Annotated in this window: 25 protein-coding genes; 15 read left to right on the top strand and 10 right to left on the bottom strand. The window is 59.1% G+C overall.

Annotated elements, in window-relative coordinates:
* Both A8O26_RS30440 and A8O26_RS09800 read left to right on the top strand, forming a co-directional pair.
* The coding region (locus A8O26_RS30440) for an RHS repeat-associated core domain-containing protein (RefSeq protein ID WP_172828136.1) at nucleotides 1-857 on the top strand (857 nt) is incomplete at its 5' end.
* On the top strand, nucleotides 854-1,273 hold the full coding sequence (locus A8O26_RS09800; RefSeq protein ID WP_064117815.1) for a DUF6896 domain-containing protein: 420 nt from the start codon (nucleotides 854-856) through the stop codon (nucleotides 1,271-1,273). The genes A8O26_RS30440 and A8O26_RS09800, both read left to right, overlap by 4 nt.
* A 69-nt stretch (nucleotides 1,274-1,342) precedes the next feature.
* Here A8O26_RS09800 and A8O26_RS09795 read toward each other — a convergent pair whose 3' ends face one another.
* The 3 genes from A8O26_RS09795 to A8O26_RS09785 all read right to left on the bottom strand — a co-directional run bounded on the left by A8O26_RS09795 (nucleotide 1,343) and on the right by A8O26_RS09785 (nucleotide 3,738).
* Nucleotides 1,343-2,401 carry a chitinase gene (locus A8O26_RS09795; protein WP_064117814.1) on the bottom strand — a complete coding sequence of 353 codons (1,059 nt, stop codon included), beginning with the start codon at nucleotides 2,399-2,401 and terminating at the stop codon, nucleotides 1,343-1,345.
* 41 nt (nucleotides 2,402-2,442) lie between these two features.
* Nucleotides 2,443-3,078, bottom strand: a complete 636-nt coding sequence (locus tag A8O26_RS09790) for a lytic polysaccharide monooxygenase auxiliary activity family 9 protein (RefSeq protein WP_064117813.1) — start codon at nucleotides 3,076-3,078, stop codon at nucleotides 2,443-2,445.
* 222 nt (nucleotides 3,079-3,300) lie between these two features.
* A complete protein-coding gene (locus tag A8O26_RS09785; protein ID WP_064117812.1) occupies nucleotides 3,301-3,738 on the bottom strand; it encodes a hemerythrin domain-containing protein in 438 nt (145 codons plus the stop codon).
* 148 nt (nucleotides 3,739-3,886) lie between these two features.
* Between A8O26_RS09785 and A8O26_RS09780 the strand changes: the two genes are divergently transcribed.
* Complete coding sequence (locus A8O26_RS09780; RefSeq protein WP_064117811.1) at nucleotides 3,887-4,312, top strand: GNAT family N-acetyltransferase; 426 nt, start codon at nucleotides 3,887-3,889, stop codon at nucleotides 4,310-4,312.
* A 119-nt stretch (nucleotides 4,313-4,431) separates the two neighbouring features.
* On the opposite strand, the gene A8O26_RS09775 is transcribed toward A8O26_RS09780, so the two are convergent.
* Nucleotides 4,432-4,782: a hypothetical protein gene (locus A8O26_RS09775; protein ID WP_064117810.1), complete on the bottom strand. Its 351-nt coding sequence runs from the start codon at nucleotides 4,780-4,782 to the stop codon at nucleotides 4,432-4,434.
* Between the two features lie 134 nt (nucleotides 4,783-4,916).
* On the opposite strand from A8O26_RS09775, the gene A8O26_RS09770 reads away from it, so the two are divergent.
* From A8O26_RS09770 to A8O26_RS09735, 8 genes are all read left to right on the top strand, one after another.
* Nucleotides 4,917-5,246 carry a DUF6388 family protein gene (locus A8O26_RS09770; protein WP_016987055.1) on the top strand — a complete coding sequence of 110 codons (330 nt, stop codon included), beginning with the start codon at nucleotides 4,917-4,919 and terminating at the stop codon, nucleotides 5,244-5,246.
* A 25-nt stretch (nucleotides 5,247-5,271) separates the two neighbouring features.
* Complete coding sequence (locus A8O26_RS09765) at nucleotides 5,272-5,976, top strand: YoaK family protein (protein ID WP_064117809.1); 705 nt, start codon at nucleotides 5,272-5,274, stop codon at nucleotides 5,974-5,976.
* A 190-nt stretch (nucleotides 5,977-6,166) separates the two neighbouring features.
* Complete coding sequence (gene tusD, locus A8O26_RS09760) at nucleotides 6,167-6,559, top strand: sulfurtransferase complex subunit TusD (protein ID WP_064117817.1); 393 nt, start codon at nucleotides 6,167-6,169, stop codon at nucleotides 6,557-6,559.
* 1 nt (nucleotide 6,560) lies between these two features.
* Nucleotides 6,561-6,917: a sulfurtransferase complex subunit TusC gene (tusC, locus tag A8O26_RS09755; RefSeq protein ID WP_064117808.1), complete on the top strand. Its 357-nt coding sequence runs from the start codon at nucleotides 6,561-6,563 to the stop codon at nucleotides 6,915-6,917.
* Complete coding sequence (gene tusB, locus A8O26_RS09750) at nucleotides 6,917-7,210, top strand: sulfurtransferase complex subunit TusB (protein ID WP_064117807.1); 294 nt, start codon at nucleotides 6,917-6,919, stop codon at nucleotides 7,208-7,210. Before tusC ends, tusB begins: the two co-directional genes overlap by 1 nt.
* Nucleotides 7,207-7,542 (top strand): TusE/DsrC/DsvC family sulfur relay protein, encoded by a 336-nt coding sequence (locus tag A8O26_RS09745; protein WP_064117806.1) that lies wholly within the window; start codon nucleotides 7,207-7,209, stop codon nucleotides 7,540-7,542. Before tusB ends, A8O26_RS09745 begins: the two co-directional genes overlap by 4 nt.
* A complete protein-coding gene (locus tag A8O26_RS09740) occupies nucleotides 7,539-8,540 on the top strand; it encodes a glycosyl transferase family protein (RefSeq protein WP_064117805.1) in 1,002 nt (333 codons plus the stop codon). The genes A8O26_RS09745 and A8O26_RS09740 overlap by 4 nt, the downstream gene beginning before the upstream one ends.
* Nucleotides 8,541-8,631: 91 nt before the next feature.
* A complete protein-coding gene (locus tag A8O26_RS09735) occupies nucleotides 8,632-9,633 on the top strand; it encodes a glutathione S-transferase family protein (RefSeq protein WP_064117804.1) in 1,002 nt (333 codons plus the stop codon).
* 115 nt (nucleotides 9,634-9,748) lie between these two features.
* Here the strand turns inward: A8O26_RS09735 and cysG are convergent, their stop codons facing one another.
* The 6 genes from cysG to A8O26_RS09705 all read right to left on the bottom strand — a co-directional run bounded on the left by cysG (nucleotide 9,749) and on the right by A8O26_RS09705 (nucleotide 17,384).
* Nucleotides 9,749-11,143: a siroheme synthase CysG gene (gene cysG, locus A8O26_RS09730; protein ID WP_064117803.1), complete on the bottom strand. Its 1,395-nt coding sequence runs from the start codon at nucleotides 11,141-11,143 to the stop codon at nucleotides 9,749-9,751.
* The gene (serS, locus tag A8O26_RS09725) at nucleotides 11,144-12,424 is read right to left on the bottom strand and encodes a serine--tRNA ligase (protein WP_007908080.1); all 1,281 of its coding nucleotides are present in this window, start codon (nucleotides 12,422-12,424) and stop codon (nucleotides 11,144-11,146) included. It abuts the gene before it with no gap.
* Between the two features lie 15 nt (nucleotides 12,425-12,439).
* On the bottom strand, nucleotides 12,440-12,814 hold the full coding sequence (gene crcB / locus A8O26_RS09720; RefSeq protein WP_064117802.1) for a fluoride efflux transporter CrcB: 375 nt from the start codon (nucleotides 12,812-12,814) through the stop codon (nucleotides 12,440-12,442).
* On the bottom strand, nucleotides 12,814-14,136 hold the full coding sequence (locus A8O26_RS09715) for a replication-associated recombination protein A (RefSeq protein ID WP_064117801.1): 1,323 nt from the start codon (nucleotides 14,134-14,136) through the stop codon (nucleotides 12,814-12,816). The genes crcB and A8O26_RS09715 overlap by 1 nt, the downstream gene beginning before the upstream one ends.
* A gap of 151 nt (nucleotides 14,137-14,287) precedes the next feature.
* The gene (gene lolA, locus A8O26_RS09710) at nucleotides 14,288-14,908 is read right to left on the bottom strand and encodes an outer membrane lipoprotein chaperone LolA (protein WP_008087013.1); all 621 of its coding nucleotides are present in this window, start codon (nucleotides 14,906-14,908) and stop codon (nucleotides 14,288-14,290) included.
* 67 nt (nucleotides 14,909-14,975) lie between these two features.
* The gene (locus tag A8O26_RS09705; RefSeq protein ID WP_064117800.1) at nucleotides 14,976-17,384 is read right to left on the bottom strand and encodes a DNA translocase FtsK; all 2,409 of its coding nucleotides are present in this window, start codon (nucleotides 17,382-17,384) and stop codon (nucleotides 14,976-14,978) included.
* Nucleotides 17,385-17,680: 296 nt separating this feature from the next.
* On the opposite strand from A8O26_RS09705, the gene trxB reads away from it, so the two are divergent.
* The 4 genes from trxB to infA all read left to right on the top strand — a co-directional run bounded on the left by trxB (nucleotide 17,681) and on the right by infA (nucleotide 20,480).
* Nucleotides 17,681-18,640: a thioredoxin-disulfide reductase gene (gene trxB, locus A8O26_RS09700; protein ID WP_064117799.1), complete on the top strand. Its 960-nt coding sequence runs from the start codon at nucleotides 17,681-17,683 to the stop codon at nucleotides 18,638-18,640.
* Between the two features lie 63 nt (nucleotides 18,641-18,703).
* Nucleotides 18,704-19,384, top strand: a complete 681-nt coding sequence (aat, locus tag A8O26_RS09695; protein WP_064117798.1) for a leucyl/phenylalanyl-tRNA--protein transferase — start codon at nucleotides 18,704-18,706, stop codon at nucleotides 19,382-19,384.
* Nucleotides 19,385-19,441: 57 nt separating this feature from the next.
* Nucleotides 19,442-20,149, top strand: a complete 708-nt coding sequence (locus tag A8O26_RS09690; RefSeq protein WP_064117797.1) for an arginyltransferase — start codon at nucleotides 19,442-19,444, stop codon at nucleotides 20,147-20,149.
* 112 nt (nucleotides 20,150-20,261) lie between these two features.
* Nucleotides 20,262-20,480, top strand: coding sequence for a translation initiation factor IF-1 (infA, locus tag A8O26_RS09685; RefSeq protein WP_002553999.1), 219 nt, complete (start codon nucleotides 20,262-20,264; stop codon nucleotides 20,478-20,480).
* Nucleotides 20,481-20,759: the final 279 nt, after the last annotated feature.

The following is a 20,759-nucleotide window of genomic DNA, read 5'->3' as shown; positions in this document are numbered from 1 at the left end:
ACCTCGTCGCCGAAAGCAGCCAAAGCGAATACCGCAGCTACGTCTACGAACCCGGCACCTTCCGCCCGCTCGCGCTGCTCGACGGCAAAGGCCCGAAAAAGGCCTGCCCGTTCTACTACCAACTCGACCACCTCGGCACCCCGCTGGAACTCACCGACTACAGCGGCGAAATCGTCTGGTCGGCGCAATACGACGCCTACGGCAAAGTCGCCGCGCTGACCCTGGCCGCTGACGACTACCTGAACCAGCCACTGCGTTTTCAGGGGCAGTACTTCGATGGGGAAAGTGGCCTGCATTACAACCGGCACCGGTATTACGACCCGAGGTTGGGGCGCTATCTGACGCCGGACCCGATCAAGTTGGCCGGTGGCTTGAACCAGTACCAGTACGTGCCGAATCCGACGGGGTGGGTGGATCCGTTGGGGTTGAACTCCAACTGTCCGCCGCCGAATAAACCTGGGTGTGAGGTGCCGGGTGGGATTGGTGGGGCTAAGGTAGATGAGGGTGAGCCACAATTACCGGACTTGATTCATGGCGTTGACCCACATTCAGTGAAGCGAACGCATGCAATTATGGGAAAAAGATCAACTAAACGCGTCGAAAAAATAAGAGATCAGATGCGAGCAGGTGGCTACGATGTCAGCTATCCCATAGACGTAGCAGAACATCAGGGCACCTTCTATATTCTAGATGGACATCACCGTGCAGCAGCTGCAAAACAAACAGCAACGCCTATAACTATAAATTTGATCACAAACATTAGAGAGCACAAAGGACAACTTAATACGATCGAAGAAGTCATTGAATCAGCTAACAATGTCGGACACGACCGATTGGAGCATCACAGAAGACGATGAAAACAGCCGATAAAAACATTGAGAACCTAATAACTGACTTTCTTTCAAAAGTTGAAAGTGGAACAGAATTACTACAAAAAAAATTTGGCACTCGGAATATTTTAAGGCTCTGGCGGAGCAAGCAAATCGAACGCTGCGGTGAAATAACCGATGAAATTCAATATGAACTGCACGGCGTAGGGTGCGCCATTCATTTCCCATCAGAATCAGTGGACTTCGATTACGGCTCGAACAGCAGAATCGACGGCTTTGACGTATGGCGCCTCTACATTTACGCTTCGGACAGGCCGCTTATATATGAAAAATACTGTGACAAGAAAACACTCGAAAAAGAATTCAAAGAGCTTATCTATTTAAACAGAATCGAAAAAATGTCGAACAATGACAATCTTTATGTCCTGGTTAAAACCGAATAAAAAAATATCCACACGCATTCCAAACCGACAAAGAAGCCCGGCAGCGCTACCGGGCTTCTTTATTTGCAGCTAACGAGCGATGAGCGATTGCATATCACCAACAGCCTGCTCAGCGGCAGGGACCCCGTGAATCAACGGCCCATAACGCCGACTGAACTCCCAGTTGTACGGCAAGCCATCCTTGCTGCTGCCGTTGTCCCAATTCACCGACCAGGTCATCAAGCCTTTGATCGGCAGCCCTTTGATCGCCAGACGCTTGAGGACATTCCCGACCACGGTTTTGTCGATCACATAACCGGTAGCCGCCGCGTCGTTGTTGGCCGGCAGGCCGATGACGAACTTGTCCGCCGGGATGCGGGTAAACCCACGGGTGCCGGTCACCAGACTTTCGGTCAGGTAATAAAGGAAGTCCTCCTTCAGCACATCGTTGTTCTGCGCGATCCACGCACCGGCGCCATTGTTGGCCTCAGGCACCCAGACGCCGTCACCGCCCTGGTTATAGAACTGCGGCGCGATGAAGTCGTAATAACCTTCGAGGGCCTGCAGGTAACCGACATACTTGCCGGCGCTGGTCAGGTACGGAAACTCCGGGGCCATGCTGATGATGAAGTGCTTGCCCTGGCCTGCGTAGTGGTCCTTGACCAGTTTCAGCGCGGCCGGCAGGACGGTCTTGTTGGCAGCGAAATCAATCGCGCTCTGTTCAAGATCGATGTCCAGCCCATCGAAGCCGTAGGTTTCCACCAGACGGATGATTTCATTGGCCAGCGGTTGTTCCTGACCGCTGCGCAATTCGATGTGCGCATCGGCGCCGCCGAGAGAAATCAGCACCGCCCGGCCCTGACTGTTGAGTACGCCGACCTGGCGGCGGAACTCGGCATCGGAAACGTTGAACGGCTTGAAGGTCGGAATCCCGCTGCCCTTCATGAAAGCCACCGCCACCACGTTGTATTCCTTGGGCACCTCTTCCAGCGAGAGGCTGGCAAAGCGGCCCTGACGATAACCGTCACTCGCCCCCGCCGACCAGTTGTGCCAGAAGCCCATGAGGATCTTCTTGCCGGCAATGCTCGGCATCAGCGAGGCAGCATCGCTCGCCGCGGTTTGCACTAAAGAGAAATCGATTTTTGACATGTTCTAATCCTTCAGAACGTGTGAGTTGAGGGTGATGCCGCTTATTTGAAGTCGACGTCGAAGGCCTGATAGAAGGCGTTGCCGGTGTTGGCAACGATCCACATCAGCACGACGACGTGGTGGCCTTTTTTGTTCGCTGGCAGTTTCACCGCGTGATTGACCTTGGCCTTCAGTTCATTCGGGTAGCTGTAATAAGGCACCTGAGTGTAGAAGTCTTCCAGGAACGGCTGGGCTTCCAGTTGCGCACGAGTGATGCGTTGTTTCGGGTCCCAGCCATCCTTGGTGATCAGCCAGCGATAACCGCGCGTGGTATGCGGCGCGGTGTATTCCCATTTGATCTCGAGGGTTTGACCGGGGGTGACGTTGAGCAGTGGCCAGGAGAACGAGCGACCCAGCTTTTTGCTCATTTCTTCACTGGTGAAGTTCACGCAGTCACGGGCATCGGTTTTGCCGCCACTGAGAATGTAGCCATCAGCCGGTGGCGTGACGCTGTCCGAGTCGCTCTGGTACGGCGCCGGAAATGGCCCCGCCGCCAGCGCCGGGAAATTCTTCCCGCCTTCCATCTCGTTGACCTGCCAGGCGCCGAGCAATCCTTGCTCGATCGCCACCGCTCCGCGGCTTGCCGGGGAGATCACGCGACCGTGTCGCAGTTGGGTTTGTGCTTGTGGTTGATTCATGTTTTTCACTCCGTTGATTTAAGAACTCTCCATTCCGAGGAGAGGCCTTCAAGCTAACGGAGCCGGATTTTTTGTCCATCGGCGGTTTTGTCGCAGCCTGATCGGTCACACCCGGTAAAACACCGAAAATACTGTATATAAACACAGTACATTGTGATGTCTCGCACCCACCGTATAGCCAAAGGCCTACACGTCGAGGTCATGAAATCCTGCAATCGAGACTCACGACAGTTGTGCCTTGAACTCCTTTTCGTACTGCCCGGCGAGCTGCACTTTCTGTTTTTCGTTGAGCAATTTGCCGGCCATCTGGAAGAACTTCTGCTCTTCTTCCTTGAGATGGTGGTGAACCTTGTCGGAGAGCTTTTTCGCGGTGACCAGCCATGCCGGGCTGGACATCTCGGTCTCGTCGAGCTCTTCCATCATTTCGTCCATTTCATGGTGTTCAGCGATGGCATGGCGGCTCAGATCGACACCGTCATCAAGCTCCATCAACGGAATGTAGAAATGGCGCTCTTCAGCAGTTTCATGGGCCTGGAGTTCTGCCTTGAGCTGTTTGTAGGCTTCGACCCGCTCCGGCGTATCGCCGCTGGTCTCGACCAAGGTTTTGGCGTAGCTGCGCTGGCGGTCATGGCTTTCGCGAAGGGCTTCGAAAATATTCATGGAGGGTCCTCATCAACCGCGTGCTGGAATGACGCTGTAAAGGCTAGACCGCAGCGTGCAAGCGGCGGTTCCACCGGGTTGAGGAAGGGCTTGGAAGATGGCTGTCGGGCAGGATAGGCTGCGAGCTCAAACCACAAGGAAGTCAGGCATGAATTTGCGCATCGAGTTGTCGCAACATTCCACAGAAGAAGAACGCAAGGCCATTTTGGCGCCCCTGCATGCCTATAACGTGGCAAAAGCCGGGATCGCCGTATCCGAGCCGCTCACCCTGCTGGTTCGTGATGATCAAGACAAGATTCTGGGCGGACTTTATGGCCGACTGGTCTGCCAGTGGTTGTTCATCGATTTGCTGTCAGTGCCTGAGGCAGGCCGGGGCCAGGGGATTGGCTCGAAGCTGATGCACATGGCCGAAGAGCTGGCGCGGGAGAAAGGCTGCATCGGCGCATGGCTCGACACCTTCGACTTTCAGGCGCCGGAGTTCTACAAGAAGCTGGGGTATAGCCAGTTTGGGGAAATCGTCGATTATCCGCCGGGGCACAAGCGGCATTTCTTCCAGAAGCGACTTGTAGGTTGACTCTACTGGCCCCTTCGCGAGCAGGCTCGCTCCCACACTGATTCTGTGTCGGGCACTAATCCAGTGTGGGAGCGAGCCTGCTCGCGAAGGCGACCTGAGCCTCACCGCGACCCTTGACCCTACAGGCAGGTCGCCAATGCCGCCAACCGGCGCTTGGCGACAAAGTCATCCTTCTGCGCGTAGTAATTCAGCGTCGTCCCCGAAGCTTCGGTAATCACGTCGACAAACGACTCTGCCGAACGGGTGTATACCGTCGTCCCGCCGGATTTGCGCGGCTCGAGATAAGCTGCAGCGTCGACATCAAAAACGGCTTCGTCCTGCCAGCCGAATTGCACACACCGCGCCACATCTTTTTCGGCTTTGTCCGACGTCAACACCTTGTACGGGGCTTTCGTGCGAGCATCGTCCATCACCGAACCTGCGCAACCGGCCAATACCGTTGCGGCCAGCGCTACCATCAGCATTCGCATTGCATTCGCTCATTCAGAAAAAAGCGGACTGTATCATCGCAGCAGCGAGATTCGTTCTGCTTTACTGCATTTATAGCGCGACACACGCCAGCCGCTGCGGCAACCTAAGGTCATCAGCCCCACAAGGAAAACCCATGGCGCCTACCGATCAGCGACATGAACATGCTCTGAAAGTGTTTCTCGATGCGCGCCCCGAACTGCGCGAAACCCTCGATCACCTCAACCCGTTGCTGGCCCAGGCCAAGGGCGAAACCCAGGCGCAGTATCGCGAAGAGCGACTGCATGAAGCGTTTGAAGCCGAAGCGGAAAGCCTCGGACTGTTCGCTTGGGAATTGACGTTGCAACTGACGGCCGACTCACCTGAGGAGTATCAGGCGCAGCGTCTGGAGGTGCACCGTGAAGTCGCAGAAATGGCCGGTATGGACTGGCTGGAGTATTGCGATCTGTATGGCATAGAACCGTAAACGTCGCGCAAGGACACCGCCACCGATGCTGCCATCCGCTTCGACCCACCGCGCCAGCCCCGGCCATCTGCACACGCAAAAGTGGCGCGGGCGGATTGGTCTGGCGTTGGTTGCCAGCCTCTCGGTACTGGCCGGAATGACCGACGCCATTGGTTTTATGGCCAGCGGCGATTTCGTTTCGTTCATGAGCGGCAACACCACTCGACTCGCCGTGGCGATCAGCGATGGCGATGTCGGCTTGACCGTGCGTCTGCTGATCCTCGTTGCGACTTTTATTGTCGGTAATGCCTTGGGCGTTGTCGTCGCGCGCCTCGGCGGACGCCGGGCGCTGCCACTGCTGCTGTGCATCGCCACCCTGCTGTGCGCGGCGGCGGTCTGGCCATTCGAGGTACAACTGCCGGCGCTGCTGGCGGCGATTATCGCGATGGGCATGCTCAACGCGGCGGTCGAAGAGGTGAATGGCTTGCCGGTCGGTTTGACTTATGTCACCGGCGCATTGTCGCGATTCGGCCGAGGACTGGGCCGCTGGATGCTCGGCGAACGGCGCAGCGGCTGGCGGGTGCAACTGGTGCCCTGGAGCGGGATGTTTCTCGGCGCGATTCTGGGGGCGGTGCTGGAGCATCATCTTGGACTCAAGGCGATGTTTGTCAGCGGCTTGCTGGCGGCGATGATCGGGCTGCTCTCCCTGAAAATCCCGCGGCGCTGGCAGTTGGGCTATATGCCCCGCTAATGGACTCTTATACAAATTCTTGTGGGAGCGAGCCTGCTCGCGAAGAGGCCGGCACATTCAATATTTTTATCGCCTGACCCACCGCTTTCGCGAGCAGGCTCGCTCCCACAGGGGCCTGAGTACAACTTGGGTTTCGCGGCGGCTTCGATAAAGCTTTATCATGGCCGCAGTTTTGCTGATCGAGTCCGTCATGAAGTTCGCCATCGCGCTGTTTTCCGCCGCCCATGCGCCCTCCTCGCGCCGTGCACTGCTGTTTGCACAGGCTGCGCTGGCCGGTGGGCATGAGATTGTCCGACTGTTTTTCTATCAGGACGGCGTCTATAACGCTTCCGACGCGGTGGTCACGCCACAGGACGAACTGGACCTGCCCAAACAATGGCGCACGTTCATCAGCGAGCAAAAGCTCGACGGCGTGGTGTGCATCGCCGCCGCCCTGCGCCGTGGTGCGCTGAATGGCGAAGAAGCCAAACGTTATCAGCGCGAAGCCATCTCGGTCAGCGCGCCGTGGGAACTGTCCGGCCTCGGCCAGTTGCATGACGCGGTGCAAGACGCTGACCGCCTGATCTGCTTCGGAGGTGCGTGAGATGGCCAAGTCCCTGTTGATCATCAGCCGCCAGTCGCCGTGGTCAGGCCCCGGCGCCCGTGAAGCGCTGGACATCGTACTGGCCGGCGGCGCCTTCGATCTGCCGATCGGTTTGTTGTTTCTCGATGACGGCGTGTTGCAACTGGCTGCCGGGCAGAATGCCAAGGCGCTGCAACAGAAAGACCTCAGCGCCAACCTGCAGGCGCTGCCAATGTTTGGCGTAGAAGCATTGTTCTACTGCGCCGACAGCGCCAGCAAGCGCGGTCTCGACAATCTGTCGCTGGACGAAGCGCAACCGCTCGCCGCCGAGCAAATCACCGCCCTTATTGACCGTTACGACCAAGTGATCACCCTCTGATGTCGACTTTGCATGTGTTGTCTCATTCCCCGTTCGGTGACGATCGCCTAAACAGTTGCCTGCGCGTGATCGGTAGCGCGGATGCCTTGTTGTTGTCCGGCGATGCGCTCTACGCGCTGCAACCGGGCACCGCGCCGTTTGCCGACCTGCAAAGCCGCCAGATCCGCTTGTTTGCCCTGGCCGAGGATGCCCAGGCTCGCGCCATCGCCGTACCGGACTGGGCCGAGGCCATCGATTACCCGGCCTTCGTCGAACTGTCGATCCACCACGACAAGGTCAACAGCTGGCTATGAATTCCATGACCGTCGGCGCCCGCGCCATCGAACTGGACAAGGACGGTTTCCTCGTCGACCTCAGCGACTGGTCGGCCGACGTCGCCAGCGCCCTCGCCGCTGCCGAGGAAATCGAGTTGACCGCCGAACACTGGGAAGTCCTCAAACTGCTGCGCAGCTTCTACGCAGAATTCCAGTTGTCCCCGGCCACGCGCCCGTTGATCAAGTACACCGCGCTGAAACTCGGCGCGGAAAAAGGCAACAGCCTGCACCTGAACCGACTGTTCAAAGGCACCCCTGCCAAACTCGCCGCGAAACTGGCGGGCCTGCCCAAACCGACGAATTGCTTATGACCGACTTTCCAGCACTGACCCTCGAAACGCCTGCCGAGCATCCGTTCGCCCAATTCGTGCGGATTCTCGGCAAGGGCAAGCGCGGTGCGCGTGACCTGAGCCGTGAAGAAGCCCGCGAAGCCATGGGCATGGTGCTCGATGACAAGGTCGAAGACACCCAGCTCGGCGCGTTCTTGATGTTGCTGCGGCACAAGGAAGAAAGCGCCGAGGAAATGGCCGGCTTCACCGAGGCCCTGCGCGAGCGCTTGCAGGCGCCGGCATTGAATGTCGATCTGGATTGGCCGACTTATGCCGGCAAGAAGCGCCATCTGCCGTGGTATCTGCTGGCGGCCAAGTGTCTGGCGCAGCACGGCGTACGCATTTTCATGCACGGCGGCGGCGCCCACACCGCTGGGCGGCTGTACACCGAACAGTTGCTTGGTGAGCTGAATATTCCCCTTTGCCGCACGTGGCAACAGGTCGGCAGCGCCCTGGATAACGGCGGTCTGGCGTTCATGCCGCTGATGGACTGGGCGCCGCAGCTGCAAAAGATGATCGACCTGCGTAATACCATGGGCCTGCGCTCGCCGATCCACTCGCTGGCACGGATTCTCAACCCACTGCGCGCGCGTTGTGGTCTGCAAAGCATCTTCCACCCGGGCTATCAGGCGGTGCACCGTGATGCCAGCGGTTTGCTCGGCGACACGGCGATTGTGGTCAAGGGTGACGGCGGCGAAATCGAGATCAACCCGGATGCCGACAGCCATCTCTACGGCACCACCGGCGGCGAGAGCTGGGATGAGGAATGGCCGCAGATGTCGGCGCAACGTCACGTCAAACCGGCAACTTTGGACGTCGAACATTTGAAAGCAGTGTGGCGTGGCGATGCGGCGGACAGCTATCCGCAGATGGCGCTGATTTCGACCATGGCCCTGGCCTTGCGCGGCCTCGGCCAATCCCGTGAGCAGGCCTTCGAAACCGCCGAGCAGTACTGGGCCGCACGCAACAAATCGATTTAACCGATCATTCGCGCCCGATCTTTACGCTTTTTGTTCGAACTCATCGGAATAGACTCGACTCCAACGATTATTGGTTTACGGAGTCTTGATCATGGGTTTACTCGTCGATGGCCACTGGCAGGACAAGTGGTACGAAAGCAGCAAGGACGGCGCGTTTCAGCGCGAACAGGCACAACGCCGCAACTGGGTCACCGCTGACGGCCAGCCCGGCCCGAGCGGTGAAGGCGGTTTTACCGCTGAAGCCGGCCGCTATCACCTCTATGTGTCGCTCGCCTGCCCGTGGGCGCATCGCACGCTGATCCTGCGCAAACTCAAAGGCCTGGAAAGCCTGATCGACGTTTCGGTGGTCAGTTGGTTGATGCTGGAAAACGGCTGGACCTTCGACGAAGCACTCGGCTCTACGGGCGACAAGCTCGATGGTTTTGAATTCATGCATCAGCGCTATACTGCCGACACTGCCGATTACACTGGCCGCGTCACCGTACCGGTGCTGTGGGACAAAAAGCTCAAACGCATCGTCAGCAATGAATCAGCGGAAATCATCCGCATGTTCAACAGCGCGTTCGATGCGTTGACCGGCAACGACCTCGATTTCTATCCCGCGCCATTACGAGGCGAGATCGATGCGTTGAACGAGCGCATTTATCCAGCGGTGAACAACGGCGTGTATCGCGCAGGCTTTGCGACGTCGCAACAGGCGTATGAAGAAGCGTTCGATGAGGTGTTTGCCGAACTCGATCATCTGGAGCGCGTATTAGGCGCCAACCGCTATTTGACCGGGGAATACCTGACTGAAGCGGACGTGCGTCTGTTCACCACGATGATTCGTTTCGACGCGGTCTATCACGGGCACTTCAAGTGCAACCTGCGCCGGATTGCCGATTATCCGAATCTGTCGAACTGGCTGCGTGAACTGTATCAGTGGCCGGGAATTGCCGAGACGGTGGATTTCCAGCACATCAAGCATCACTACTATGGCAGTCACAAGACGATCAATCCGACGGGAGTTGTGCCGAAGGGGCCGGAGCAGGATTTCACCGTGGCCCATGACCGGGCGCGGTTGAGTGGCAAAGGGCTTTGGCGAAAAGGTTGAGAGTTATAGGGTCTTGAAAGGCCTCTTCGCGAGCAAGCTCGCTCCCACAGGGGATTTGTGTCGTTCACAAATCCCCTGTGGGAGCGAGCTTGCTCGCGAATGGGTCAACTCGGTTTCAGACCTGCGCCTGAGCGCCCTCGAACCACGCCAGTTTCTCGCGCAGTTGCACCACTTCCCCAACGATCACCAGCGTCGGCGCATGCACTTCATGCTCCGCGACCAAGCGTGGCAGATCAGCCAGCGTGCCGGTAAAGACGCGCTGGTTGACCGTGGTGCCCTGCTGAATCAATGCCGCCGGGGTATCCGCTGAACGACCATGTTTGATCAACTGCTCGCAGATCACCGGCAAACCGACCAGGCCCATGTAGAACACCAGCGTCTGCGCCGGGGCTACAAGGTCGGCCCATGGCAGATCGGTGGAGCCGTCCTTCAAATGCCCGGTAACAAAACGCACTGACTGCGCGTAATCCCGATGCGTCAGCGGAATCCCGGCATACGCCGCGCAACCGCTGGCCGCTGTGATACCCGGCACCACCTGAAACGGAATGCCGTGCGCCGCCAGTTCTTCGATCTCTTCGCCGCCACGGCCGAAGATGAATGGATCACCGCCCTTCAAGCGCACCACACGCTTGCCGGCCTTGGCCAGATCGACCAGTTGCTGGTTGATCTGATCCTGCGGCACAGCGTGATCAGCACGACGTTTGCCGACATAAACCCGCTCGGCATCGCGACGGCACAGCTCTAGAATCGCTGGCGCGACCAAGCGGTCGTAAAGCACTACGTCGGCTTGCTGCATCAGACGCAAAGCCTTGAACGTCAGCAGATCCGGATCGCCCGGGCCAGCCCCGACCAGATACACCTCGCCGGTGGTGACCATGGCTTCACCATCAATCTTCGCCTGTAGCAAACGCTCGGCTTCGGCGCCCTGCCCGGCCAGTTGCCGATCGGCAATCGGCCCCTGAAACACGTCTTCCCAAAATCCGCGACGCTGCTGCACATCCGGAAACAGGCTCTTCACCTGATTACGGAAACGCGCGGCGAGCCCGGCCAATTGGCCGTAGGTCGATGGAATCCAGGTTTCGATCTTGGCGCGGATCAGTCGCGCCAGCACCGGCGCATCGCCGCCGCTGGACACGGCAATGATCAACGGCGAACGGTCGACGATCGCCGGGAAGATCACGCTGCACAATTGCGGCGCGTCGACCACGTTGACTGGCACGCAACGCCGATGAGCATCGCTGGAAACTTGTGCGTTGAGCGTCTCATCGTCGGTGGCGGCGATGATCAGCCCGCAACCGTCCAGATCCGCCTCGACGTAACCGCGCAACAGGCATTCGCCGCCAGAGGCTGCGACCAGCTCACGCAGTTGCGCTTCGATTTCAGGTGCGACCACCCGCAGCAGCGCACCGGCATCGGCCAGCAGGCGGGATTTGCGCAAGGCAATTTCCCCCCCACCGACGACCAACACACGACTGCCGCGCAGGTTGTGAAACAGCGGCAGATATTTCATTTAGCCGATGACCTCAAGGCCACCCATGTACGGCTTCAGCACGTCCGGCACACGGATCGAACCGTCGGCCTGCTGGTAGTTTTCCAGCACGGCAACCAACGTACGGCCTACGGCCAGACCGGAACCGTTCAGTGTGTGCACCAGCTCAGGCTTGCCGGTTTCCGGGTTGCGGAAACGCGCTTGCATACGACGGGCCTGGAAGTCGCCGCAGTTCGAGCACGAGGAGATTTCGCGGTACTTGTCCTGGCTCGGGATCCACACTTCGAGGTCATACGTCTTGACCGCGCTGAAACCCATGTCGCCGGTGCACAGCGCCAGCGTGCGGTAAGGCAGGCCGAGCAGTTGCAGGACTTTTTCGGCATTGGCGGTCAGACCTTCCAGCGCTTCCATCGAGGTCGACGGCTCAACGATCTGGACCATTTCAACTTTGTCGAACTGGTGCTGACGGATCATGCCGCGAGTGTCACGGCCCGATGCGCCGGCTTCGCTGCGGAAGCACGGGGTGTGCGCAACGAACTTGATCGGCAGCAGTTTCGAATCGACGATTTCACCGGCAACGATGTTGGTCAGCGACACTTCGGCGGTCGGGATCAGGTACAGATCGGCTTCGCCTTCGCGAGCGATCTTGAACAGGTCTTCTTCGAACTTCGGCAGTTGACCGGTGCCTTGCAGTGCCGGCGCCTGAACCAGATAAGGCGTGTAGGCCTCTTCGTAGCCGTGCTCGTTGACGTGCAGGTTGATCATGAACTGGGCGAGTGCGCGGTGCAGACGGGCGATCGGGCCACGCAGCAGAGCAAAACGTGCGCCGGACAGCTTGGCGGCAGTTTCGAAATCCAGCCAGCCGAACTTCTCGCCCAGGGCTACGTGGTCTTTCACTTCAAAATCAAACGCAGTTGGGGTGCCCCAGCGGCGCACTTCGACGTTGTCGTCTTCGTCCTTGCCGACCGGCACCGATTCGTGCGGCAGATTCGGGATGCCGAGCAGGATCGAGTCCAATTCAGTCTGGATCGCGTCCAGCTCGACTTTACCGGCACTCAGTTCGCCCGCCATGCGCTCGACGTCCGCCATCAACGGCGCGATGTCTTCGCCGCGCTGCTTGGCCTGACCGATGGATTTGGAACGCGCGTTACGCTCAGCCTGCAGTGCTTCGGTGCGGGTCTGGACGGTCTTGCGCTGTTCTTCCAGCGCTTCGATGCGCGCGGTATCCAGGGCAAAGCCACGGGAAGCCAGGCGGTCCGCTACGTCCTGAAGGTTGCTACGTAACAGTTTGGAATCGAGCATGTCGGTTTCTCGTTATCAAAGTTTGGTCAAAGACAGGCCAGCCCACGTCGCGAGCAGCCCGCCGAATACGCTGAGTGCCGCATAGCCCAGGGCCAGCGGCACTTGCCCGCTTTCCAGCAGGCGCACCGTATCCAGTGAAAAGGATGAAAAAGTCGTCAGCCCCCCGAGGAAGCCGACCATCAACCCGGCACGCACCTCGATCGGCACTTCCGGGCGTATCAAAAACAGGCCGTACAACACGCCAATCAACAGACAGCCCACGATATTAACGGCCAGCGTCGCGGTATAGAAGTGCCGCGGCCAATTGGCGCTGATCCAATTGCCGGTGGCGAAGCGCAACAAAGTGCCGGCAACCCCGCCGGCGGAGACCGCAATGATCAATGGAAGCACTATTTTCTCCGCTGCCGAGGGCTTAAACGGTCGAGTTGAGCGAGGTGGTTGAGCTTCTCGCCGATCTTCAATTCCAGGCCGCGAGGCACCGGTTGATAGAATGGAATCGGCTCGAGTTCTTCCGGAAAATAGTCTTCGCCGGCGGCGTAAGCGTCCGGCTCATCGTGGGCGTAACGGTATTCGTCGCCATAGCCCAATTGTTTCATCAGTTTGGTCGGCGCGTTGCGCAAGTGCAGCGGCACTTCCAGCGAGCCGTTTTCGGCGGCGGCACGCAGTGCGGTTTTGAAGCCCATGTACACCGCGTTGCTTTTCGGCGCGCAGGCCAGATAAGTGATGGCCTGGGCCACCGCCAGCTCGCCTTCCGGGCTGCCGAGGCGTTCCTGCACTTCCCATGCGGCCAGGCACAGGCTCAGGGCACGCGGGTCGGCGTTGCCGATGTCTTCGCTGGCCATGCGCACCACACGCCGGGCCAGGTACAGCGGATCGCAACCACCGTCGATCATCCGCGCAAACCAGTACAGCGCGCCGTCGGGATTGGAGCCGCGCACCGATTTGTGCAGCGCCGAGATCTGGTCGTAGAACGCCTCGCCGCCCTTGTCGAAACGCCGACGGGTATCGCCGAGCAGGCTTTGCAGCAGCTCGGTGCCAATCTCGCTGTTGTCTTCGGCCAGATCCGAGGCGTTTTCCAGCAGATTGAGCAACCGCCGGCCATCGCCATCGGCAGCCGACAGCAGCATCTGGAAGCCTTCGTCGTTGAGCGTCAGGTTGCGCTTGCCCAGGCCACGCTCTTCAGTAAGTGCGCGGTGCACCAGTTTGCGCAGCGCCGCTTCGTCGAGGCTTTTCAGCACGTAGACGCGGGCGCGCGACAACAAGGCGTTGTTGAGTTCGAACGAAGGGTTTTCGGTGGTGGCGCCGATGAAAATCAGCGTGCCGTCTTCAACGTACGGCAGGAACGCGTCCTGCTGGGATTTGTTGAAGCGGTGTACTTCATCGACGAACAGAATCGTGCGCTTGCCGTACTGGCCGGCCTGCTGCTTGGCGATTTCAACGGCCTGACGGATCTCCTTGACCCCCGCGAGCACTGCCGAGACCGTTTCGAAGTGCGCGTCCGAGACTTCCGCGAGCAACCGCGCCAGCGTGGTTTTGCCCACGCCTGGCGGGCCCCAGAAGATCATCGAATGCAAGGCACCCTGCTCCAGCGCCTCACGCAGAGGCTTGCCGCGAGCAAGCAGGTGTTCCTGACCGACGTACTCATCCAGATTGGTCGCGCGCAAACGCGCGGCCAGTGGCTGGGCAATCGGTGCACTGCGAAACAGATCCATCACTACCTATGAAACCTCACTGGGGGCAACAATACCTGTGGGAGCGAGCTTGCTCCGGGCGGCGTTCCGACGAAGGCGGTGTGTCAGGCGCCCTATAGGCTGACTGCTCCGACGCATTCGCGAGCAAGCTCGCTCCCACAGGTTATTGCATTTATTCCTGGATCACGTCCGCACCCTTGGGGATGTCGAACTTGAACTTGGATGCCGGCACCGGCTCGTTGGCCTTGACCCCGGTGAACAGGATGTTGGTGCGCTGGCCGACGCTGTCAATCAGTTGCATGTCATTGAGCAGACCGTTGCGGAACGACAGGCGCAGGTTGTCGAACAGGGTGTCCTTGGTTTTTGGCTTGAGGGTGAAGTCGATCACGCCGCCCGCCTCTTTCGCGCTGATATCGAAGCTCTGGCTGATCTTCGACACATCACCGGACAGCAGCAGCGCCGGAGTCTGGGTCAGACGCTCGTCGAGCTTCTTGATGGTTGCCTGTTCCAGATCCGGGTCCCACAGGGTGACTTTCTTGCCATCGGAGACCATGGTCTGCTCGGCCGGCGCATTGGTGTGCCAGTAGAACAGGCCCGGACGCTGCAGGGTCATGTCGCCGGTGGTTTCCTGCAACTGAGTGCCGCTGCCGTCGAGGGTCAGCTGCGAGAAGTTAGCGCTCAGGGTCTTGGATGTTTCCAGCAATTGGGTCAGACGCGCCACGTCCTTGTCATCGGCGTGGGCCGTGAGAGTGGTCAGCGCCAGTACTGGCAGCAGCATGCGGATTAGACGCATGGGAGTCCTCTTGAATACTCGTTGGGAGAGCGGCGGCACATCATTGTCCCGCCTCTTGCGTTTGCAATCAGTCGCGTACCGGGCCAGGGGCCAGCACTTCACGCGAACCGTTGGTGTTCATCGACGTGACGACCCCGGCCATTTCCATGGCTTCGATCATCCGTGCGGCGCGGTTGTAGCCGATCTTCAGCTTGCGCTGCACCGCGGAAATCGAGGCGCGACGGCTTTCCAGCACGAACTGTACGGCTTCGTCATACAGCGCGTCGGCTTCCGGATCGTCGCCGTCGCCACCACCGCTGCTGCCTTCAAAACCGCTGCCGGCTTCTTCGACACCGTTGAGGATGTCGTCGTTGTATTCCGGTGCGCCGCGCAGTTTCCACGCTTCGACCACGCGGTGCACTTCTTCGTCGGACACGAAGGCGCCGTGAACACGGATCGGCAGGCTGGTGCCCGGCGGCATGTAGAGCATGTCACCGTGGCCGAGCAGTTGTTCGGCGCCACCCTGATCGATGATGGTCCGCGAGTCGATCTTGCTCGACACCTGGAACGCCATGCGGGTCGGAATGTTGGCCTTGATCAGACCGGTGATCACGTCCACCGACGGCCGCTGGGTTGCAAGGATCAGGTGAATACCGGCGGCACGCGCCTTCTGGGCAATGCGGGCGATCAGTTCTTCAACCTTCTTGCCGACGATCATCATCATGTCGGCGAATTCGTCGACTACCACAACGATGGTTGGCAGCTTCTGCAACAACGGCGCTTCGTCGTGAATGCTTTCGCGCTTGTACAACGGATCGCTCAGCGGCTCACCGGCGTCCTGGGCTTCCTTGACCTTGGCGTTGAAGCCGGACAGGTTTCGCACGCCCATTTTCGCCATCAGCTTGTAGCGGCGCTCCATCTCGGCAACGCTCCAGCGCAGGGCGTTGGCGGCGTCCTTCATGTCCGTCACAACCGGGCACAGCAGGTGCGGAATGCCTTCGTAGATCGACAGTTCCAACATCTTCGGGTCGATCATGATCAGCTTGGCGTCTTCCGGGCCGGACTTGAACAGGATCGACAGGATCATCGCGTTCACGCCCACCGACTTACCGGAACCGGTGGTACCGGCGACCAGCAAGTGCGGCATTTTCGCCAGGTCGGTGATGACCGGTTTACCGCCGATGTCGTGACCGAGTGCCAGAGTGACCGGCGATTTGAAGTTGTCGTACTCAGGCGTCGACAGCACTTCGGAGAAGCGCACGATCTGCCGGTCTTCGTTGGGAATCTCGATACCGACGGTGGTCTTGCCCGGAATCACCTCGACCACCCGCACACTGGTCACGGCCAGCGAACGTGCGAGGTCTTTCGCCAGGTTGGCGATACGGCTGACTTTCACGCCGGCGGCAGGCTGGATCTCGTAACGGGTAATCACCGGGCCCGGATGGATCGAATCCACCGTGACCTCGACGCCGAACTCCTTGAGCTTGATCTCCAGCAAATGGCCGACCGCTGCCAGGGATTCCGGCGAGTAGTTGAGCTGTTTCTTTTCTGCCGGATCGAGAATCGAGATCGGCGGCAAGGTGCCTTCCACGGCGCTGTCGACGAACAACGGCACCTGTTTCTCTTTCTGTACGCGTTTGCTTGGCTCGGGTGCCTTGACTGGCGCCGGAGCGATCACCGGTGGCACCTGTTTTTCGCGATCGGACATGTGCTTGCTCAGGGCTTGCTCACGTTCGATCAGGCGTTCTTTGACTTTGGCTTGTTCGCGCTTGTCGGTGACCGTCGGCGCAACCACGTCATGCACGCGATCATCGACTTCACGCAGTTGCGCAACCAGTTGTTTGCGTTCGGTACGCGCCGACCACCAGCGATTGAGCGCGCCCTGAAACAGTTCGAACAGGTCGAGGGTGATCTTGCCGGTGACGTCCATCACCTTGAACCACGACAGGTCGGTGAACACCGTCAGACCAAACAGGAACAGCGCGATGAACAGCAATGTGCTGCCCTGAATGTTCAGCGCATTCTTCGCCAGATCGCCCAGGCTTTCGCCCAAAGCGCCACCGGCACCGGCCGGCAGACCGGTCGCGGCATGGAAATGGATATGCGCCAGTGCGGCACCGGACAGCACCAGAAACACCAGACCGATCAGGCGCCAGGAAAACAGCCAGCCGCTCCACTGCCACGGTTCGTGGCGCTGACGGAAGATTTGATACGCCTTGATCGCCAGCAGCAGCGGGAAGATATAGGCGAAGTAGCCGAGCACCATGAATAGAATGTCGGCGCTGTAGGAGCCCGCCGGGCCGCCGAAATTCTGTACATCGTCGATCTTGCTGTTGTGGCTCCAGCCCGGATCGTCCTTGCCGTAGGTCAGCAAAGCCATCATCAGGAACAGGCACAGGGCGCCGATGGCGATCAATGCACCTTCCTTGAGCCGGTAGTGCAACTGTTGGCGCCAGAGCGGAACGACTGTTTTTGGTGCTGCGGTGGATTTCTTCAAAACGCTACTTTTCCTGCGCCCGAGGCGCGTCCATCTATTGAATGACGATAAAAACTGCCCAATCCAGGCAGGTAAAAAAGTTGCCGGGCACAACTGAGACTACTTTTAACACTGCGCCGCGGCTTTTATAAACACGGCGCACAGCGAATATTCTGTAACAGCCCGGCATTGTACGGGTTTGTGCGTCTGATGCCATGCTTCGCAACCCAGTGTTGAGCATAGCCAAGCGCGCAGAACCTGCGGTTCAATTTGAGCACGCATTACCTTTTGTGACAAAGGCTTATGAGGTGTATTTGATGAACGTAGCGAAGCATTCACGCCTGATCATCCTTGGCTCCGGCCCGGCCGGTTACAGCGCCGCGGTTTATGCTGCCCGCGCCAACCTCAAACCGGTGGTGATTACCGGTCTGCAGGCCGGTGGCCAGCTCACCACCACCGTCGAAGTCGACAACTGGCCCGGCGACGTCGAAGGCCTGACCGGCCCGGTGCTGATGGAGCGGATGCAAAAACACGCCGAACGCTTTGCCACAGAGATCGTTTACGACCACATCCACACCGCCAAGTTGCAGCAGCGGCCGTTCGAACTCATCGGCGACAGCGGCACTTACACCTGCGACGCACTGATCATTGCCACCGGCGCCTCGGCGCAATACCTGGGCCTGCCCTCGGAAGAAGCCTTCGCCGGCAAGGGCGTTTCCGCCTGTGCGACGTGCGACGGCTTCTTTTATCGCAATCAGGTGGTCGCCGTGGTCGGCGGTGGCAATACCGCCGTTGAGGAAGCGCTGTACCTGTCGAACATCGCCAGAGAAGTGCACCTGGTCCACCGTCGCGACAAACTGCGCTCGGAGAAAATACTGCAAGACAAACTGTTCGAGAAAGCCGCCAACGGCAATGTGCGCCTGCACTGGAACCAGAATCTCGACGAAGTGCTCGGCGATGCCAGTGGAGTCACCGGCGCGCGCCTGCGCGACAGCCACACCGGCGAAACCCGCGATCTGCCGTTGGCCGGCGTATTCATTGCCATTGGCCACAAACCCAATACCGACTTGTTTCAAGGCCAGTTGCCGATGCGTGACGGCTATCTGCGGGTCAAGGGCGGCAGCGACGGCGACGCCACGTCCACCGAGATCCCCGGGGTGTTTGCCGCCGGCGACGTTGCCGACCACGTCTATCGTCAGGCCGTGACGTCGGCCGGGGCTGGCTGCATGGCCGCGCTCGATGCCGAGAAGTATCTGGACGACATTCCGGTCATTTAACGGCACACTTTATCGCGGGCCAAACAGCCCGCACCGCCCTCCCCTTCTGCAAGCCTGGATGCCATGCTGACTTGGTTACAACGTAATTCCCTGACTTTTCCGCCACTGGAAAAGGCCATGCGCGACCCCAACGGATTGCTCGCTGCGGGCGGCGACCTCTCGGCCGATCGTCTGATCCAGGCTTATCGCCATGGCTGCTTTCCGTGGTTTTCCGAGGGCCAGCCGATTCTCTGGTGGTCGCCGGATCCGCGCACGGTGCTGTTTCCCGACGAACTGCACGTCTCGCGCAGCCTCGGCAAACTGCTGCGCCAGCAACGCTACCAGGTGACCTTCGATCAGGACTTCGACGCCGTGATTCGCGCCTGCGCGGCACCTCGGGACTATGCCGACGGCACCTGGATCACTGAGGCGATGCAAGACGCTTACATTGAACTGCACCGCCGCGGCTTCGCCCATTCGGTGGAGGTCTGGGATCAGGGTGAACTGGTCGGCGGCCTCTACGGCCTGGCGATGGGCCAACTGTTCTTCGGTGAATCAATGTTCAGCCGCGCCGACAACGCCTCCAAGTACGGCTTTGCCACACTGGTGCGCCATCTGAAAGCGTCGGGGTTCGTACTGATCGACTGCCAGATGCCGACCGATCATCTGCACAGCCTCGGCGCCCGGGCGATTCCCCGCCTCGATTTCGCTGATTATCTGGCCCGCCACCTGGATCAACCCAATCGTGCCACCTGGGTTTGCTGAGCGACTTTTGCGCGCGTGGCTTACACTTAATTCACCAGCTTATCCCGAGGGTTGATCATGACCGAGTTGGCGCGTTTGAAGTTCTATGCCACTCAGCCTCACTCTTGCAGTTATCTGCCCGAGGAACAGGCCACGACCCTGTTTCTCGATCCGAGCCAGCCCATGGATGTGCATGTCTACGCAGACCTGTCGGAAATGGGCTTTCGTCGCAGTGGCGATCATCTGTACCGGCCGCATTGCCAGAATTGCAATGCGTGTGTGCCTGCGCGCATTCCGGTGGCGCAGTTCCTGCCCAATCGTCAGCAGAAGCGGATTTTCAAGCGCAACACCGATTTGCAGGTGCGCCCGGCCAAACCGCAGTTCAGCGAAGAATATTTCGATCTGTACCAGCGCTACATCGAACAACGTCACGCCGATGGCGACATGTATCCGCCGAGCCGCGATCAATTCTCGACATTTCTGGTACGCGACCTGCCCTTCTCGCGCTTCTACGAGTTCCGACTCGACGGACGGTTGCTCGCGGTGGCGGTGACCGATTTGCTGCCTAACGGTTTGTCGGCGGTATACACCTTTTACGAACCTGCCGAAGAGCGCCGCAGCCTTGGCCGATTTGCCATCCTTTGGCAAATCGCCGAGGCACAGCGTCTCGGGCTTGAGGCGGTGTACCTCGGTTACTGGATCAAGAACTGCAAAAAGATGAACTACAAGACGCAATATCGCCCCATCGAATTGCTGATTAATCAGCGCTGGGTCATCCTCAACTAAACCCAAGCCGTAAACCCCTTGGCGTAAACCCCATTTTTCGGGCACAATGCACGCCGCTTTTGCCTGGCGCAGTTGCACCGGGCCATTCATTGGATACCGAGGGCTTTACTGCATGTCGAAAGAAGACAGCTTCGAAATGGAAGGCACTGTCGTCGACACCCTGCCCAACACCATGTTTCGTGTGGAGTTGGAAAATGGGCACGTCGTAACCGCGCATATTTCCGGCAAGATGCGCAAGAACTACATTCGTATTCTTACCGGTGACAAAGTGCGCGTCGAGCTGACGCCCTATGACTTGAGCAAAGGGCGCATCACTTACCGCGCTCGTTAATCAAGTCAATACAGAACGCCCGGTTTATGCCGGGCGTTTTTGTGTCTGCATTTTGTTGTTTTTGTGTGTATATCCGTTTTTTCGGGTGCGGCCGCTGGCGGTTTCGCTCTTACAGCGGGTCACCTTTTCCAAACGCCGAAAAGGTAACCCAATGGCTTGGCCCCGGCGTACGGCACTTCGCTGAGGCTCAGTGTTCCCTCGCTACGGTGTCCATCCGGGGGCATCGCCTACGGTTTGCTTCGCTGCACCTCCTCTCGATGTGTGCGGCTGCGCCGCACG

The sequence above is a fragment of the Pseudomonas fluorescens genome, assembly GCF_001648775.1.
GTDB lineage: Bacteria > Pseudomonadota > Gammaproteobacteria > Pseudomonadales > Pseudomonadaceae > Aquipseudomonas > Aquipseudomonas fluorescens_M.
Note: the sequence above shows the minus strand (reverse complement) of the source record. Positions and strands in the feature narration are given on the sequence as shown.

What these genes read in the sequence shown, in the direction of transcription:
- A8O26_RS09770 (WP_016987055.1), top strand. Translation starts at nt 4,917, where the DNA reads ATGGCGCCTACCGATCAGCGACATGAACATGCTCTGAAAGTGTTTCTC.
- serS (WP_007908080.1), bottom strand. Translation starts at nt 12,424, where the DNA reads ATGCTCGATTCCAAACTGTTACGTAGCAACCTTCAGGACGTAGCGGAC.
- A8O26_RS09795 (WP_064117814.1), bottom strand. Translation starts at nt 2,401, where the DNA reads ATGTCAAAAATCGATTTCTCTTTAGTGCAAACCGCGGCGAGCGATGCT.
- tusB (WP_064117807.1), top strand. Translation starts at nt 6,917, where the DNA reads ATGTCGACTTTGCATGTGTTGTCTCATTCCCCGTTCGGTGACGATCGC.
- A8O26_RS09800 (WP_064117815.1), top strand. Translation starts at nt 854, where the DNA reads ATGAAAACAGCCGATAAAAACATTGAGAACCTAATAACTGACTTTCTT.
- A8O26_RS09715 (WP_064117801.1), bottom strand. Translation starts at nt 14,136, where the DNA reads ATGGATCTGTTTCGCAGTGCACCGATTGCCCAGCCACTGGCCGCGCGT.
- tusD (WP_064117817.1), top strand. Translation starts at nt 6,167, where the DNA reads ATGAAGTTCGCCATCGCGCTGTTTTCCGCCGCCCATGCGCCCTCCTCG.
- lolA (WP_008087013.1), bottom strand. Translation starts at nt 14,908, where the DNA reads ATGCGTCTAATCCGCATGCTGCTGCCAGTACTGGCGCTGACCACTCTC.
- A8O26_RS09785 (WP_064117812.1), bottom strand. Translation starts at nt 3,738, where the DNA reads ATGAATATTTTCGAAGCCCTTCGCGAAAGCCATGACCGCCAGCGCAGC.
- A8O26_RS09745 (WP_064117806.1), top strand. Translation starts at nt 7,207, where the DNA reads ATGAATTCCATGACCGTCGGCGCCCGCGCCATCGAACTGGACAAGGAC.
- aat (WP_064117798.1), top strand. Translation starts at nt 18,704, where the DNA reads ATGCTGACTTGGTTACAACGTAATTCCCTGACTTTTCCGCCACTGGAA.
- A8O26_RS09690 (WP_064117797.1), top strand. Translation starts at nt 19,442, where the DNA reads ATGACCGAGTTGGCGCGTTTGAAGTTCTATGCCACTCAGCCTCACTCT.
- A8O26_RS09780 (WP_064117811.1), top strand. Translation starts at nt 3,887, where the DNA reads ATGAATTTGCGCATCGAGTTGTCGCAACATTCCACAGAAGAAGAACGC.
- A8O26_RS09740 (WP_064117805.1), top strand. Translation starts at nt 7,539, where the DNA reads ATGACCGACTTTCCAGCACTGACCCTCGAAACGCCTGCCGAGCATCCG.
- A8O26_RS09775 (WP_064117810.1), bottom strand. Translation starts at nt 4,782, where the DNA reads ATGCGAATGCTGATGGTAGCGCTGGCCGCAACGGTATTGGCCGGTTGC.
- A8O26_RS09735 (WP_064117804.1), top strand. Translation starts at nt 8,632, where the DNA reads ATGGGTTTACTCGTCGATGGCCACTGGCAGGACAAGTGGTACGAAAGC.
- trxB (WP_064117799.1), top strand. Translation starts at nt 17,681, where the DNA reads ATGAACGTAGCGAAGCATTCACGCCTGATCATCCTTGGCTCCGGCCCG.
- tusC (WP_064117808.1), top strand. Translation starts at nt 6,561, where the DNA reads ATGGCCAAGTCCCTGTTGATCATCAGCCGCCAGTCGCCGTGGTCAGGC.
- cysG (WP_064117803.1), bottom strand. Translation starts at nt 11,143, where the DNA reads ATGAAATATCTGCCGCTGTTTCACAACCTGCGCGGCAGTCGTGTGTTG.
- A8O26_RS09765 (WP_064117809.1), top strand. Translation starts at nt 5,272, where the DNA reads ATGCTGCCATCCGCTTCGACCCACCGCGCCAGCCCCGGCCATCTGCAC.
- A8O26_RS09790 (WP_064117813.1), bottom strand. Translation starts at nt 3,078, where the DNA reads ATGAATCAACCACAAGCACAAACCCAACTGCGACACGGTCGCGTGATC.
- infA (WP_002553999.1), top strand. Translation starts at nt 20,262, where the DNA reads ATGTCGAAAGAAGACAGCTTCGAAATGGAAGGCACTGTCGTCGACACC.